This is a genomic window from Dactylosporangium sp. NPDC049525 (genome assembly GCF_040676755.1).
Classification (GTDB): domain Bacteria; phylum Actinomycetota; class Actinomycetes; order Mycobacteriales; family Micromonosporaceae; genus Dactylosporangium.
Map to the genome: position 1 here is coordinate 48,410 of NZ_JBFAPO010000066.1, position 14,940 is coordinate 63,349.

Consider the following 14,940-nt stretch of genomic DNA (forward strand, 5'->3'; position numbering starts at 1 on the left):
CGGTTGTTCGGTCGTTTCGGCGTCGCTGACGATGGACGTCGACCCTGGAGGTGTTCGTTGACGGCGGTGCCGACGTCCGACGTGTACGTGCTGATCAAACCCGAGGTCGCGACACTGCTCGCCGACAACGGCGTGGCGTTGACCGACCTGCTCGCGCGCGAAGGCCAAGCCGTACCGGCCACCACCGGGTCGGATCCGTCCTCCGGTGCCGACGGGACCAAGGACGTCCTGCTCGTCCTGCTCGGCGTCTCCGCCCTGGTGACGTCGCTGACTCCGGTGATCATCCGGGCCATCAACCGGCTCACCCGCAGGCCGGTGCTGGTTCGCGAAATGGTGCTGGTGGCGGTGGAGGACAGCGAAGGCAGGACCGTGCCGGGCGCCGACGGGCAGCCCATCCTGCACTGGGTCGAACGCGCCAGGTTCGTCACCCCCGACGACGGCCAGGTCGCGGAGCGGCTGCACGGCAGCGTGAAGGCGCTCGGGGTCGAGATCGCCCTGGAGAGCTCGGTCGATGACTGAGCGGCGCCGGCTGGCGGTCGTGCTCGGCTCGAACGGTCCGGCCACCAGCCGCATCAAGGCCTTGCAGTATGCGCGACGGGATGCCGAGCGGTTCGCGGCCGCGCTCGCATCGCCGGAGTGCGGATTCACGGTCACGTCGCCGTCGCCCGAGGCGGACGTCGCCGAGGCGCTGGCCGTGCTGGAGCGCGTCGCGGAGTCCTGCGATGACACCGACGAGTTCGTGTGTTACTTCTCCGGGCACGGCGTCCTGCTCAACGGCACGCTGGTCCTGCTGTGGCACCACACCGACCTTGACCGCGCACCCCTGGGAACGGCGATTCCGGTCGCACGGGTGATGACCGCCCTGGCGTTCTGCAAGGCCCGCAACCGGCTGCTGGTGCTGGACTGCTGCCACGCCGGCGCGGCCGCGGCGCTGCTCGGCCTCAAGTCGGCCGCGGCCGTGCCGTTCAAGGAGCTCGACCTGGGGCTGACCTCGGCGAACTATCTCGTGCTGCTGGCCAGCGACCGGCTCGAACAGGCCCGCGAGCTGGACAGTCTCGGCGGCAGCTTCATGACCGCGTCGCTCTGCGCCGGTCTGGAGCAGCGCCCCGACGAGGCAGACGGGGACGGGGACGGCCGGCTGTCCGTGCAGGACCTGGCGAACTGGCTCGCGATCGTCGCCGGCCGGCAGAACACCACCGGCGAGGTCGTGCCGGTGCCGTACCTGGCGGGGCAGTCGCGCGGGCCGTTTCACCTGACCCGGGAGCCCGAATGGCCGGTCTGGAAGGTCCAGCTGCCCAGCGGCGGCACCGCGACCCTTCTGCCGGGTCTCGCCGCGCAGTCGTCCCGGCAGGAGGATCGATGGCCGGACGCGCTCGTGGCGATCGCCGACCATCCCGTCACCAACCAGCAGTTCCGGGAGTTCGTCGACGACACCCAGGAGGATCCGCCGACCGGCCAGGAGTTCGTGAACGGTGCCTGGCGCGGGCCGTTCGAGCCCTGGTCGGATGCGCGCTTCGACGCTGACGGACGTCCCGTGGTGTGTGTCGATGCCGAGCGGGCCCGGCAGTACTGTCGCTGGCTGGCCGGCGGCGCACGTGGGGTGGAACTGACCGGGCCGGACGGCGAGCGGCGCCGGGGCAGGATCGTGGACGTCGACCTGCCGACCTCCGACGAATGGGACAGCGCCTACCTGGCCGGGTCGAGGTCAGGATGGCGCGGGCTGCTCCCGTTCGCACGGCGCGGCCGGCCCCGTTTCGCCGACAGCGCCCAACGGGTCATTCACGACCAGTCCAACGCGCCAGCCGACGCGCCCGCGGCGAACCGGGCGAATCGCTGGGGCATCGTCGATCTGCTCGGCAACGTCTGGGAGTGGTGCTACAGCCGCTACGGAGTGCCGGTGCGGCGGCAACGCCCGCCACGGCCACAGATGTCGATCATGGCGGTCGACGACAGCGACTTCGACGGTGACCGCCGCTTCATCGATCGGGACTTCGAGATCCGCGGCGGGGGGTTTCTCGACGACGTCAGCGCCAACGACCTGGGGATCAACGCGGCCCTGCTCGCCGAGGGCATGGGCACCAGCCACACAGACCTCGGCTTCCGGATCGTGGTCCTGGTCCAGTTCGATGACGAACCCCCACTGCCGCACCGTGACGCGCTCCACCTGCGGAGACCTCCACTTCGGGGGATCGAAGGCTGATCAGCGCATGACGGCGCCGGTGTGATGACACGCGGCCAGGTGGCTGCCGCCGGGCTGTGACGCCGTGGCCGCGGGCTCGGTCGTCTCGCAGACCGGGCGCAAGGACGCCTCGAGGGTGGCGTACAGAGGGCAGCGCGGGCGGAACCGGCAGCCGGTGTGCCGCGCGTCCGCCGCCGGCGGGTCCCCGGGCAGCAGGATCCGTTCGCGCTGCCGCTCGGCGACCGGGTCGGGGACCGGCACCGCGGACAGCAGCGCCCGGGTGTACGGGTGCAGCGGCCGGCCGAGCACGTCGGCGACCGGCCCGGTCTCCACGGTCCGGCCGAGGTACATGACGCTGACCACGTCCGCGATCCTGGCGACGACGGCCAGGTCGTGGGTGACGAACAGGTACGCCAGGCCGAGCTCGGCCTGCAGCCGGGCGAGCAGGTCCAGCACCGCGGCCTGGACGGTCACGTCGAGCGAGGACACCGGCTCGTCGAGCACCAGCAGCTCCGGCTCGACGCTGATCGCCCGGGCGATCGCGATGCGCTGGCGCTGCCCGACGGAGAACTCGTGCGGGAAGCGCCGGGCGACCGCCGGGTCGAGCCCGACGAGGCGCAGCACCTGCGCGACCCGGGCCCGCGCCCGCACCGGCGGGTGACCCTGCGCGAGGAGCGGCTCGGCGATCACGTCGCCGACCGGCAGCCGCGGGTCGAGGCTGGCGAACGGGTCCTGGAACACCAGCTGCATCCTGGCCCGCAGCGCCGAGCGGTCCGCGGCGGTGAGGCGCTGGTCGACGGCGCGGCCGAACAGCTCGATCGTGCCGCCCTCCGGCGGGCGCAGGCCGAGGATCTCCAGCAGCGTGGTCGACTTGCCGCTGCCGGACTCGCCGACCAGCGCGTGCGTCTGTCCAGGGTGGACGGTGAGGTCGACGCCGTCAACGGCGTGGACGCTGCCGACCCGCCGGCGGAAGACCCGTCCCCGGTGGATGCCGAACGTGCGCCGCAGCCCTTCGACCCGCAGCACCGGCGCGCCGGCCACAGGTTTCCGCACATCCAGCGCCGCGTCGAGGCGGGGCTGTGCGTCCAGCAGTTCGCGGGTGTACGACTCCCGCGGCCGCTCGTACAGCTCCCGCACCGGTGCCTGTTCCACGATGTGCCCGGCGCGCATGACGGCGACGGTGTCCGCGATCCCGGCCACCACCCCCAGGTCGTGGCTGACCAGGACGAGGGCGGCGCCGGTGGCCTCGCGCACGTCGTGCAGGACCCGCAGGATCTGCGCCTGCACGGTGACGTCGAGGGCGGTGGTCGGCTCGTCGGCGAGGATGAGGTCCGGGTCGTTCGCGATCGCCATCGCGATCATCACGCGCTGCCGCATGCCGCCGGACAGCTCGTCCGGGAACGAACGGGCGCGCAGCTCCGGCGACGGGATGCCGACCAGCCGCAGCAGCTCCACGGCGCGGCGCCGGGCCTCGGCGCGCGAGACGTCGCGGTGCGCGGTGACGGCCTCGGCGAGCTGGTCGCCGACGCGGTACACGGGAGTCAACGCCGACAACGAGTCCTGGAAGACGACCGAGGCGACGTTGCCACGCAGCCGCCGCAGGTCGCGGGGTGCGGCGCCCAGGACCTGGGTGCCGCCGACGACGACACTGCCGGACACGGCGGCGTTGGCGGGCAGCAGGCCGAGCGCGGCGAGGACGGTGACGGACTTGCCCGACCCGGACTCGCCGACGATGCCGAGCACCTGTCCACGGTGGACGGTGAGGTCGATGCCGTCCACGGCGGGCGGCCCGTCACCGAACGCGACCCGCAGCCCCCGGATCTCCAGCACCGCGGCACCGTCCGTCGTGTCCTTCGTGGACGGTGCGACGACCTCGGTGCGTGGGACGCGGGCCGGGCGGGAGCGGGGGTCGACGGCGTCGCGCAGCCCGTCGCCGACGAGGTTCACCGCGAGGACGAACACCACGAGCAGGCCGGCCGGGAAGAAGAACATCCACGGGTAGGTGACCGCGGACGGGGTGCCGGCGGCGATGAGCGTGCCGAGGGACACGTCCGGCGGCTGGACGCCGAAGCCGAAGTAGGACAGCGACGTCTCGGTCATGACGGCGGCGCCGACGGCCAGGGTCGCGTCGATGATGAGGAACGACGCGGTGCTGGGCAGCACGTGCCGCACGATGATGCGGGGCGCGGACACGCCCATGAACCGGGCCGCCCGCACGAACTGCAGGTCCTTGAGCGAGATCGTCAGCGACCGTACGACCCGGGCCGACACCATCCAGCCGAAGACCGCGAGGAGCCCGACGAACGCGACCCAGCCGCCGCTGCGCAGCCGGGGCGAGACGATGGCGATGATGAGGAACGACGGGAAGACCAGCAGCAGGTCGACGACGAGCACGAGGAGACGTTCGGTCCAGCCGCCGACGTAGCCGGCGACGGCGCCGACCACGGCCGCGAGGGCGGTTGCGACGACGGCGACGGCCAGGCCGATGAGCAGCGACTTCTGCAGCCCGCGGACGGTCTGGGCGAACACGTCCTGGCCGATGCCGTTGGTGCCCCACCAGTGCGCCGGCGACGGTGCGGCGCGCAGCGCGGTGTAGTCGATCGCGCTGTAGGACCAGCGCGTCAGGTACGGCCCGGCGAAGGCGAGCACGAACAGCAGCAGCACGATCGCGGCGCCGGTGAGCGCGCCGCGGTCCCGGCGGAACCGGCCGGCGACCACCCGCAGCCGCGTCGGTGCGCGATCGGTGTCGGCCAGCTCGCCGAGCTCGGCCGTCAGGGCGTCAGCCACGGCGGCCACCGCCTGTCCCGGCCGGCGATCCGGCATGCGTGTCAGCCACGGCGCCCGCCGAGGCGGACGCGGGGATCGAGCACGGCGTGCAGCACGTCGGCGAGCAGCCCGGCCAGCAGGACGGTGACGGCGGCGAACAGGTTCACCGCGACGACCGCGTTGACGTCGTTGTTGTTCACCGAGTCGATGAACCACTCCCCCATCCCGTGCCAGCCGAAGATCTTCTCGGTGAAGGTGGCGCCGGTGAGGACGCCGAGGAACCCGAACGAGAAGAACGTCGACATCGGGATCAGCGCGGTACGCAGCCCGTGCTTGACCAGCGCCGTGCGGCGGGACAGGCCCTTGGCCTCGGCGGTGCGCAGGTAGTCGGCGCCGAGGACGTCGAGCATGGCGCTGCGCTGGTAGCGGCTGTAGGTGGCGAGCGCGACGAGCCCGATCGACAGCGTCGGCAGCAGCAGGTGCCCGGCCCGGTCGGCGAGCACGCTCAGCGTCGGGCCGGTCAGCCCGGGCGTCGACTCGCCCGTGAAGGCGACGACCTGCCGGCCGCTGGCCTGGTTCAACGCGAGCGCGGCGATCTTCAGCAGCAGCGCGACCAGGAACGTCGGCATGGACAGCAACAGGAACGCCACGAGCGTGAACGAGCGGTCCGACAGCCGGTACTGCTTGACCGCCGTCCACGCGCCCGCGGCGACCCCGGCCACGATGCCGAGCGTGGTGCCGAGCACCAGCAGGCGCAGGCTCACCCCGATGCGGCGGCCGAACTCGTCGTTGACGGAGGTGCCGGTGATGCTGACGCCCAGGTCGCCGCGGGCGGCGCGGCCGGCCCATGCGGCGAACCGCGACGTGACCGGCGACCGGTCGTCGAGACCGACGGCGCGCAGCTGCCGGTCGACCTGTGCGGCCGGCGGCGGGGGCACCCGGGCCTGGAAGTAGGCGCGCGGCGACAGCGCGGTCGCCGCCAGCACGTAGGACAGGAAGGCGGCGGACAGCAGCAGCACCACGTAGTACGCCAGTCTTCGGGCGAGGAAGCCGAGCACAACACCTCACATTCATGCGTATCGTATCGATGAACGTATCAGAAGATGTATACATAGCTGATCGACAAAGTATGGAGCGACGGAAGGCGGGTTCGATGAGGAACTCCATGGCGCTGGCGGTTGCGGCGCTGCTACTGGTGACGGGCTGCGGCGGCGGGGGCGGCGCCCCGGCGAAGCAGGGCGAGCAGCCGAAGACCGGCAGCGCCGACATCAACCCGAAGCCGCGCGACACCCTGCGCAAGGGCGGCACGCTGCGGCTGTCGATCCAGCAGTGGATCACCCAGTACAACGTGGGCCAGACCGACGGCACCCAGGGCGACGGCGCGTCGATCCTCGCGCTGACCCAGCCCGCGCTGTGGTTCCTCGACGCCAACGGGGTACCGGCGGCGAACCCCGACGTCCTCGCCTCCGCCGAGGTCGGCACCGACGGGGGCAAGCAGGTCGTCACCTACCAGCTGAACCCCAAGGCGACCTGGTCGGACGGCACCCCGGTCACGTGGCAGGACTTCGCCACCCAGTGGAAGACGCTCAACGGCACCGACGACCGGTTCCAGGTCGCCTCCACCACCGGCTACGACACCATCACCGGGGTCGAGCGCGGCGGCGACGACCGGACCGCGAAGGTGACGTTCAAGGCGCCCTACGCGGACTGGCAGTCCCTGTTCAACCCGCTGATGCCCGGCGCCGCGCTCGACACGCCGGAGGAGTTCAACACCGGCTGGATCGAGAAGATCCCGGTGTGGGGCGGGCCGTGGAAGATCGGTACCACCGACAAGACCGCCCAGACGATCACCGTGGTCCCGAACGAAAAGTACTGGGGCGCGAAGCCGCTGCTGGACTCGGTGGTGTTCCGGGCCCTGGACGCGACCGCGATCACCGAGGCGTATCTCAACAACGAGATCGACCAGGCTCCCGGCCGGGAGGCCGACGCGTACAAGCGCCTCTCCGGCGCCGCGAACACCGCGATCCGTACCGGCGGCCGTTGGGACGAGACGCAGCTGACGGTCGGCCACAACGGTCCCCTCGGCGACGAGCGGGTGCGTCAGGCCGTCGCCAACGCCATCGACCGCACCGCCCTGGCCGCGGCGCAGTCGGCGGGGCTGCCGTTCAAGGTGAACACGATCGGCAACCACTTCTTCATGCCGAGCCAGGACGGGTACCGCGACAACAGCGGCGACACCGGCCGCTTCGACGTCGCCCGGGCCAAACAGCAGCTCGACGCGGCCGGCTGGGCCGCGGGCTCGGACGGCAAGGCCCGTACCAAGGACGGCGCGGCGCTCAAGCTCGTCTTCGTCGTCAGCAACCGGGCCAGCACCGACCTGCCGCAGCTGATCCAGAACATGCTCGCCCAGGTCGGCATCGACGTCGAGCTGCGCAAGGTGCCCAGCAACGACTTCTTCGCCAAATACGTCAACGTGGGCGCGTTCGACCTCACCTATTTCCGCAACGTCGACAACATCTACCCGTCGCTGCTGTTCCCCGTGTACCGCAGCGACGGCGAGCAGAACTACGGCAAGGTCGGGGCGCCGGAGATCGACAAGTTGCTCGACCAGGCCGGCGCGGAGACGAACCGGGCCAAGGCCGTCGACCTGCTCAACCAGGCCGACGTGCTGCTGTGGAAGGCCGGGCACTCGGTGCCGCTGTTCCAGACCCCGCAGATCTCCGCGGTCCGCCCTGGGCTGGCGAACTTCGGCGCGTTCGGCCTGAGCAGCGAGCGGCAGTACGTGGACGTCGGCTGGACCTCGTAACCGCTATTGCAGGCCGCCGCGGACGGACGTGATGCGCTGGGTGTTGAATCCGAGCCAGTGCATCCGTCCGACGTACCGGGCGTGCTCGACCTTCAGGCAGCGGTCCACGATGACGGTGAGCCCGCCGTCCTCGGCGATCTGCGCACCCTCGGCGTTGATGACGCCGAACTGGGTCCACAGGGTCTTCGCCCCGATCGCGACCGCGTCCCGGGCGATGCCCGGCAGCGCGTCCGGGGCGCGGAACACGTTGACGATGTCGACCGGCACCGGCACGTCGTGCAGGCTCGGGTAGCTGGTCTCGCCGAGGATCCGCGGCTCGCGTGGGTTGACCGGGATCACCTGGTACCCGTGCCGCTTGAGGTAATAGCCCACGAAATGGCTCGCGCGCAGCTCGTTGCCGGACAGCCCGACGACCGCGATCGTCTTGGCGCCGTGCAGCACCCGCTGGATCGTCAGCGGGTCCTGGTACCGCTCGAGGTCGGTCATCTCAGCCTGCCTTGACGTTCGCGAAGCCCTGCTCCAGGTCCCAAATCAGGTCGTCGACCGACTCGGTGCCGACCGACAGCCGCACCGTGCCGGGCGCGACGCCGGCCGCGCGCAGCTCGTCGTCGCTGAGCTGGCGGTGCGTGGTGCTCGCCGGGTGGATGATGAGGCTCTTCGCGTCGCCGACGTTGGCCAGGTGCGACCACAGCTGCACGCCGCGGATCAGGTCCTGCCCGCCGTCGCGGCCGCCCGCGCACTCGAAGGAGAACACGGCCCCCGCGCCGAGCGGCAGGTACTTGTCCACCAGCGGACGATACTTGCTACCGGGCAGCCCCGGATGCGTGACGTTCGCGGCCAGCTCGTGCGTCTCCAGGAACTGCGCGACCTTCAGCGCGTTGGCGACGTGCCGGTCCATCCGCAGCGACAGCGTCTCCAGGCCCTGCAGGAACAGGAACGCGTTGAACGGCGACAGCGCCGCCCCGAGGTCGCGCAGCGTCTCGGCGCGCAGCTTCATCAGGTACCCGTAGGTGCCGAACGTCTCGTGGAACTGCAGCCCGTGGTAGGCGGGCGACGGGTCGGCGACGACCGGGAACCGGCCGTTGGACCAGTTGAAGGTGCCGGCCTCCACGACGACGCCGCCGATGCTGGTGCCGTGGCCGCCGATGAACTTCGTCGCCGAATGGATGACGATGTCGGCGCCCCATTCGATCGGGCGGCACAGGTACGGCGTGGCGAACGTGTTGTCCACGATCAGCGGCAGGGCGTGCTCGTGTGCGATGCCGGCGAGGGTCTCGATGTCCAGCACGTTGCCGGACGGGTTGCCGATCGTCTCGCCGAAGAACGCCTTCGTGGTGTCCCGCAGGGCCTTGCGCCACGCCTCCGGGTCGTCGGGGTCGACCCAGGTCACCTCGACGCTCATCTTGCGCAGCAGGTGCTTGAACTGGTTCACGGTGCCGCCGTACAGCGCGGAGGACGACACAATGTGGTCGCCCGGTTGCAGCAGCGTGAAGAGGGCCGCGGCCTGGGCGGCGATCCCGCTGGCGAACGCCACGGCGCCGCTGCCACCCTCGAGGTTCGCCACCCGCTCCTCGAACACCGCGACCGTCGGGTTCATGATGCGCGAGTACGTGTTGCCGTACTCCTGCAGGTTGAAATACGCCGCCGCCGACTCGGGGTCCTCGAAGACGTAGCTGGTCGTCTGGAAGATCGGCACGGCCCGTGCGCCGGTGTTCGGGTCGGGTCGCTGCCCGGCGTGCAGCTGCCGGGTCTCGAACCCGAACTCCCGCGCCTCCTCGGCGCGCAGGGGTGTGTCGGTCACGGTGCCTCTTTCTCGTCGCTTCCCAGGAACGCCTGGATGATCGGCGTCTGGCGGGCTTCCTCCAGCAGGAAGCAGTCGTGCCCGTAGGGCGCGTCGATCACGTGCAGCTCGACGGGCTTGCCCTGCTCCCGCAGCGCGTCGTGGATCTCCTGCGACGCGACCGGCGGGTACAGCCAGTCGGAGCTGAACGCGATCAGCAGCGTCCGGGCCCGGATCGGCTGCAGCGCCCGGCCGAGGGACCCGTCGCCGTGCTGGCGGGCCAGGTCGAAGTAGGTCAGGGCGCGCGAGGTGTACAGGTAGGTGTTCGCGTCGAACCGGCGCACGAACGTCTCCGCCTGGTGCCGCAGGTAGCTCTCCACCTCGAACTCGGCGTCGGTGATCGTGTAGCGGATGTCGTCGGCGTGCTGCAGCCGCCGGCCGAACTTGTCGCCCATCGACACCGACGACAGGTAGGTGACGTGCCCGACCATCCGCGCCACGCCCATGCCGGCGTCGGGCGTACGGCCGGTGCCGTAGTAGTGACCGCCCTGCCAGTCGGGGTCGCGCATGATCGAGTCGCGGGCGATCGCGTTCCACGAAAGGCCCTGCGGGTGCAGCGCGTGTGTGCTGGCGATCACGACGATCGCGTCGACCTGGTCGGGATACGACACCGCCCACTGCAGCGCCTGCATCCCGCCGAGGGAACCGCCGGCCACCGCGGCGAGCCGCTCGATGCCGAGCACGTCCAGCAGCGCGCGCTCGGCCCGTACCATGTCCGCGACGGTGATCACAGGGAAGTCGGAGCCATACGGCCGGCCGGTCGCAGGATCGATCGACGACGGTCCGGTCGTGCCGCCACAGCCGCCGAGCAGGTTGGTGGACACCACGAAGAACCGGTCGGTGTCGAACGCCTTGCCGGGGCCGATCATCCCGTCCCACCAGCCGAGGCCCTTGCCGGCCGAACCGTCGCGGTCCTCGGCCCCGAAGCCGTCGCGGGTGCTCTCCCCCGGCCTGGTCGACCGGCCCGCGGCGTGCGCGTCGCCGCTGAGCGCGTGGCAGACCAGGATGACGTTGTCCCGTTCGGGGGACAGTGCGCCATACGTCTCATATGCGACACGAACGGTGGCCAGTTCCCGACCCGAGTCGAGCCGGAGGGGTCCCGGCAGGTCGGCATACTGGGTCTCGACCACACCGACCGAGCCGGCCGCGCGGGTCGAGGCTGCTGTCATAAGCGCGATCATAGCCGGAGCCCCGGCGGCCGATGTACTGTCAACCATCCCGATAGGGAATGTAGTGGATCGAAGGGAGCTTCACCTGATGACAACCGTTGAGAACGGCGTCAATGTGCAGGCACTGCTCGAGGCGCGCACCGCGCTGCAGGGCGCGCCGGAGGCCGCACAGTTCACCTGGCGGGCCACCTCCAAGTGGGAGCACGGCGTGCACAGCACCACCCGGGTCCAGCAGTTCTACGGCCTGGGCGCGGAGCAGAGCCACAAGGCCGAGTCGGTGTTCGACGCCGACCACCCGGCGGTCTTCGCCGCCGAGGACAACGGCATCACGCCGATCGAATACCTGCTCGTCGGCCTCGCCGGCTGCCTGACGGCGGGCGTCGCGTCCGTCGCGCAGAACCGCGGCATCCAGCTGCGCTCGGTCGACGCGGTCGTGGAGGGCAAGCACGACATCCGCGGCATCCTCGGTGCCGACAGCGACGTGCGCAACGGCTTCAACGACATCAAGGTGACGTTCAACATCGACGCCGACGCCTCCAAGGAGGACATCGAGGCGCTCGTCGCCCAGTCCCAGAAGCGCTCCGCCGTGTTCGACGCGCTCACCAACCCGACCGACGTCACGGTCGAGGTCGCCTGACCGTGGACGTCACCACCGTCGTCATCGGTGCCGGGCACGCCGGCCTCGCCGCCAGCTCCTTCCTGCGCGAGCGGTCGATCGACCACGTCGTGCTGGAGCGCGGCGAGGTCGCCAACTCGTGGCGCCGTGAGCGGTGGGACTCCCTGCGGCTGCTCACCCCGAACTGGCAGTCCCGCCTGCCAGGGCACCACTACGACGGCCCCGATCCCGACGGGTACATGACGATGGGCGAAGTGGTCGACTTCGTCGAGCGCTTCGCCGTCGCCACCGCCGCGCCCGTGCGGACCTCGACCACCGTCACGTCGGTCTCGTACACCGGCGACCGGTATCACGTGGTCACCTCTGACGGCGCGTTCCGGGCCCGGACCGTGGTCATCGCCAGCGGTGCCTGCAACCGCCCCGTGGTCCCGGCGTTCAGCGAGGCGGTGCCCGCCGGCGTCGAGCAGTTCACGCCGTTCGACTACCGCGGCCCCGAGAAGCTCCCCGACGGCGGCGTCCTCGTCGTCGGGGCCTCGGCGACCGGCGTGCAGCTCGCCGCCGAGCTGCAGCGCTCCGGCCGCCAGGTGACGCTGTCGGTCGGCGAGCACACGCGGCTGCCCCGCACGTATCGCGGCCGCGACATCCTGTGGTGGATGGACGCCTCGGGCGTGTGGGACCAGCGCTACGACGAGATCGACGACCTCACCCGTGCCCGCCGGCTGCCCTCGCCGCAGCTGGCCGGCACCCCGGAGCGCACCACCCTCGACCTCAACGCGCTCACCGGCCTCGGCGTGCAGCTCGTCGGCCGCTGGGCGGCGATCCGCGACGGCCGGGCACTGTTCTCCGGCGGGCTGCGCAACGTGTTCGCCCTCGCCGACCTCAAGCAGCAGCGGCTCCTGGACACGTTCGACGCGCTGGGACTGGTTGATGACAACCCGCCGGAGCGGTTCGCGCCGACCACTGTGCCGGCCGCGAGCAGGCTGCAGCTCGATCTGCGCTCCGGCGAGATCCGCAGCATCGTGTGGGCCACCGGGTTCCGGCCGGACTACCACTGGCTCGACGTGCCTGTCCTCGACCCGAAGGGCCGCCTGGACCACGACGGCGGGGTGCTCGCCAGCCCCGGCCTGTATGCGCTGGGCCTGCCGGTGCTGCGCCGCCGCAAGTCCACGTTCATCCACGGCATCTCCGACGACGCCCGCGACATCGTCGAGCACCTGGCCGGTCATCTCGCCGGTCGCTAGGTTGTGGTTTCCGGCCGGTCCGTGATCGGATGGCGGGAGCATCGCGTGCCGGTGGCGGTCTGCGCCAGGCATGGAGGTGCGGGACCGAAGGGCCGCCGTTCATGGCCTCCCCCGACCGCGACCGCGCTGTCGCGCTCAGCCTGCAACTCGCGCAGGCGCATCAAGAACTCCGCACCCGGCTCAGGACGCTCAAGGCTGACCTGGGCCGCCGGCAACCCTCCAGCGACGCGCTCGTGACGCACTGCCTCGCGTTCTGCACCGCGATCACGGCGCACCACCAGGGCGAGGACGCGGGCATGTTCGCCGAGCTGCTGCGGCTGCGGCCCGACCTCGCGCCCACCATCGACAAGCTGGTCGAGGACCACGAGATGATCGCGTGGATCCTGTCCCGCATCGCCACCCTCGCCGCTTCCCCGGACGGCGCACTGGACGCGATCAGTGGCGAATTGGACGGGCTGGCGGCGATCGTCGAGTCGCACTTCGGGTTCGAGGAACGGGCGATCAGCGTGGCGCTCGATGGCGGTACACCAGACACCGGATGGTCCGAGATGGTGTTCGGGTTCCGAACCCCGCCCTGTTGATAGGGTTCGATCGTTTCGGTCGACCGCTTCGAGCCACGGGGGCCCGCATGCACCGCACCGTCCGCCTCGGCATCGCCGTGGCCGCATTGATCGCAGTCGTCAACGCGGCGCTCGCCGGCACGCTGTTCGTGATCGCCGGGATCGGCGCGGCGGGCGGGTCGTCGCTCGACTCGGCCGCGCCGATCATCATCGGGATCCCGCTGCTGCTGATCGGCGTCGTCGGTGCCGTCGGCGTCCGGCTGATGCTGCGGGGGCAGGCCCGCGGCGCCAACGTCGCGGTCAAGGGCAGCTCGCTGCTGTTCCTGATCCCGCTCGGCTACGCACGTGGCGCCTTCGACGGCGGCTTCCACATCGTCTACCTGATCCTCGCCGCGGCCATCCTCGCCGTCCTGATCGGCGCCGTCATGCTCCTCAACGCGGCCGCCCGCCATCTCGTCCCCCGCTGAGACGCTCAGGCGGCCAGCAGCTCGCGGACCCGCTGGGCGAACGCACGGGGATGGGTGAGGTTGCCGTTGTGCCCGCCCGGGAACTGGTGGGCGGCCACGGAGCGGTGCGCGGCGAGCGCCTGCGCGGCCAGGTAGTCGAAGCCGTCCGGTGGGCTGGTCCGCCCGACGGCCGGGAGGATCTGCGCGCCGGCCGGGACGTCACCGAGGGTGAGCGTGTCGGCGAGGACGGCGGCGAGGTCGTTGCCGAGGAAGTACTCGAAGTTGGCGGCGCGCTGGTCGGTGAACGGGAACGCGGTGATGCCCGGCTCGGTGTCCTGCTCGTGCGGGTTGATGCCGAGCACCGCCGCGACCCGCGCCGCCGCGGCGCGCCAGCCGTCCTGCCGGTGCGCCACGCGCACGGAGTCCAGCTGCGCCCGCGCCGCCGCCTCGGCAGGCGGGGTGAGGAACCGCAGCGCGATCGGCTCGTGCGCGATCAGCGTGCCGACGGCTCCGGGGTGCGCGTCCAGCAAGTGCAGCCCGATGGCGGCGCCGAGGCTGAGCCCGAGCATCAGCGCGGGGGCGTCGGTGACCTGGCGCAGGACGGCGGCCGCGTCGTCGGCGTGCCGCCGGATCGAGACCGGGGCGGCCGGGTCGTCGGGCCGGCTGCGGGACAGGCCACGCCGGTCATAGGTCACGACGGTGAACCGGTCGGCGAGGTGACCGGCGAGGTCCACGCTCCGGCCGGCGTCCCCTCACCGCTCTGCGCGATGAACAGGACCGGCCCACGGCCGGTGACGTCGTAGTGGATGCGGGCGCCGTCGACCTTCATTGAGGTGTGCATGCCCCGAACGTAATGCATCATTTTTGATGCATCAAGAATGATGTACTGTGGCTCACATGGGTCCCGTGGAACTGATCCTGCTCGGCCGGACGCTGATGAAGATCGGCGAGCAGGCACTGCCGTCGACGGGCGGCGGCGAGCGGACGGTCGTCATCGTCATGAGCGACGTCTACGAGCACGAGGGCACGACGGTCGGCGAGGTCGCCGCGCGGACCGGGCTGCCGCAGAGCGCGGTCTCCGGCGCCGTGGCCCGGCTCCGCGAGGTCGGCTCGGTCATCGCCGAGCCAGACCCGGCCGACCGGCGCCGGCAGCTGCTGCACCGCAACCCGGAGCCGACCGCCCGGCAGCTCAAGGTCGCTGCCATGGACGTCAGCCCTGCGGTCGCGGCGGCGATCGGCTCGGCCGGGTCGGCCGGCTCGGCCGGGTCGGCCGGCTCGACCGGGTCGGCCGGCGAGCGGGGGGGTGGGGGGGCCCCC

15 protein-coding genes are annotated in these 14,940 nt (G+C 71.4%); 8 read left to right on the plus strand and 7 right to left on the minus strand.

The features are described 5' to 3' along the window. Nucleotides 1-57 precede the first annotated feature (57 nt). Both AB0K00_RS49260 and AB0K00_RS49265 read left to right on the plus strand, forming a co-directional pair. Entirely contained in the window at nt 58-519 is a 462-nt protein-coding gene (locus AB0K00_RS49260) for a hypothetical protein (RefSeq protein ID WP_363537320.1), read from the plus strand. Beyond that, nucleotides 512-2,200 carry an SUMF1/EgtB/PvdO family nonheme iron enzyme gene (locus AB0K00_RS49265; protein ID WP_363537323.1) on the plus strand — a complete coding sequence of 563 codons (1,689 nt, stop codon included), beginning with the start codon at nt 512-514 and terminating at the stop codon, nt 2,198-2,200. Before AB0K00_RS49260 ends, AB0K00_RS49265 begins: the two co-directional genes overlap by 8 nt. Here AB0K00_RS49265 and AB0K00_RS49270 read toward each other — a convergent pair whose 3' ends face one another. Together AB0K00_RS49270 and AB0K00_RS49275 are read right to left on the minus strand one after the other, a co-directional pair. Next, complete coding sequence (locus tag AB0K00_RS49270) at nt 2,201-4,966, minus strand: dipeptide ABC transporter ATP-binding protein (protein ID WP_363537326.1); 2,766 nt, start codon at nt 4,964-4,966, stop codon at nt 2,201-2,203. A 41-nt stretch (nt 4,967-5,007) separates the two neighbouring features. Beyond that, the gene (locus tag AB0K00_RS49275) at nt 5,008-6,003 is read right to left on the minus strand and encodes an ABC transporter permease (RefSeq protein WP_363537329.1); all 996 of its coding nucleotides are present in this window, start codon (nt 6,001-6,003) and stop codon (nt 5,008-5,010) included. Between the two features lie 95 nt (nt 6,004-6,098). On the opposite strand from AB0K00_RS49275, the gene AB0K00_RS49280 reads away from it, so the two are divergent. Further along, on the plus strand, nt 6,099-7,751 hold the full coding sequence (locus tag AB0K00_RS49280; RefSeq protein WP_363537332.1) for an ABC transporter family substrate-binding protein: 1,653 nt from the start codon (nt 6,099-6,101) through the stop codon (nt 7,749-7,751). A 3-nt stretch (nt 7,752-7,754) separates the two neighbouring features. On the opposite strand, the gene AB0K00_RS49285 is transcribed toward AB0K00_RS49280, so the two are convergent. Genes AB0K00_RS49285 through AB0K00_RS49295 form a run of 3 tightly spaced genes read right to left on the minus strand, consistent with a single transcriptional unit; the run spans nt 7,755 to nt 10,760 of the window. Next, nucleotides 7,755-8,237 carry a CoA-binding protein gene (locus tag AB0K00_RS49285; protein WP_363537334.1) on the minus strand — a complete coding sequence of 161 codons (483 nt, stop codon included), beginning with the start codon at nt 8,235-8,237 and terminating at the stop codon, nt 7,755-7,757. 1 nt (nt 8,238) lies between these two features. Next, nucleotides 8,239-9,552: an O-acetylhomoserine aminocarboxypropyltransferase/cysteine synthase family protein gene (locus AB0K00_RS49290; protein WP_363537337.1), complete on the minus strand. Its 1,314-nt coding sequence runs from the start codon at nt 9,550-9,552 to the stop codon at nt 8,239-8,241. Beyond that, complete coding sequence (locus tag AB0K00_RS49295; RefSeq protein ID WP_363537340.1) at nt 9,549-10,760, minus strand: homoserine O-acetyltransferase; 1,212 nt, start codon at nt 10,758-10,760, stop codon at nt 9,549-9,551. The genes AB0K00_RS49290 and AB0K00_RS49295 overlap by 4 nt, the downstream gene beginning before the upstream one ends. An 88-nt stretch (nt 10,761-10,848) precedes the next feature. Here AB0K00_RS49295 and AB0K00_RS49300 point away from each other — a divergent pair, with 88 nt between their 5' ends. The 4 genes from AB0K00_RS49300 (at nt 10,849) to AB0K00_RS49315 (ending at nt 13,644) form a co-directional block, all read left to right on the plus strand. Continuing rightward, complete coding sequence (locus tag AB0K00_RS49300) at nt 10,849-11,397, plus strand: OsmC family protein (protein ID WP_363537343.1); 549 nt, start codon at nt 10,849-10,851, stop codon at nt 11,395-11,397. 2 nt (nt 11,398-11,399) lie between these two features. Then, a complete protein-coding gene (locus AB0K00_RS49305; RefSeq protein WP_363537346.1) occupies nt 11,400-12,617 on the plus strand; it encodes an NAD(P)-binding domain-containing protein in 1,218 nt (405 codons plus the stop codon). A 101-nt stretch (nt 12,618-12,718) separates the two neighbouring features. Next, on the plus strand, nt 12,719-13,198 hold the full coding sequence (locus AB0K00_RS49310; protein ID WP_363537349.1) for a hemerythrin domain-containing protein: 480 nt from the start codon (nt 12,719-12,721) through the stop codon (nt 13,196-13,198). Nucleotides 13,199-13,245: 47 nt separating this feature from the next. After that, nucleotides 13,246-13,644 carry a hypothetical protein gene (locus AB0K00_RS49315; RefSeq protein ID WP_363537352.1) on the plus strand — a complete coding sequence of 133 codons (399 nt, stop codon included), beginning with the start codon at nt 13,246-13,248 and terminating at the stop codon, nt 13,642-13,644. Between the two features lie 5 nt (nt 13,645-13,649). On the opposite strand, the gene AB0K00_RS49320 is transcribed toward AB0K00_RS49315, so the two are convergent. Both AB0K00_RS49320 and AB0K00_RS49325 read right to left on the minus strand, forming a co-directional pair. Continuing rightward, nucleotides 13,650-14,357, minus strand: coding sequence for an alpha/beta hydrolase (locus AB0K00_RS49320; protein ID WP_363537355.1), 708 nt, complete (start codon nt 14,355-14,357; stop codon nt 13,650-13,652). After that, nucleotides 14,315-14,464 carry a hypothetical protein gene (locus tag AB0K00_RS49325; protein ID WP_363537357.1) on the minus strand — a complete coding sequence of 50 codons (150 nt, stop codon included), beginning with the start codon at nt 14,462-14,464 and terminating at the stop codon, nt 14,315-14,317. Before AB0K00_RS49325 ends, AB0K00_RS49320 begins: the two co-directional genes overlap by 43 nt. 56 nt (nt 14,465-14,520) lie before the next feature. On the opposite strand from AB0K00_RS49325, the gene AB0K00_RS49330 reads away from it, so the two are divergent. Then, nucleotides 14,521-14,940 (plus strand): helix-turn-helix domain-containing protein (locus AB0K00_RS49330; RefSeq protein WP_363537360.1); only part of this gene is annotated, 420 nt, incomplete at its 3' end.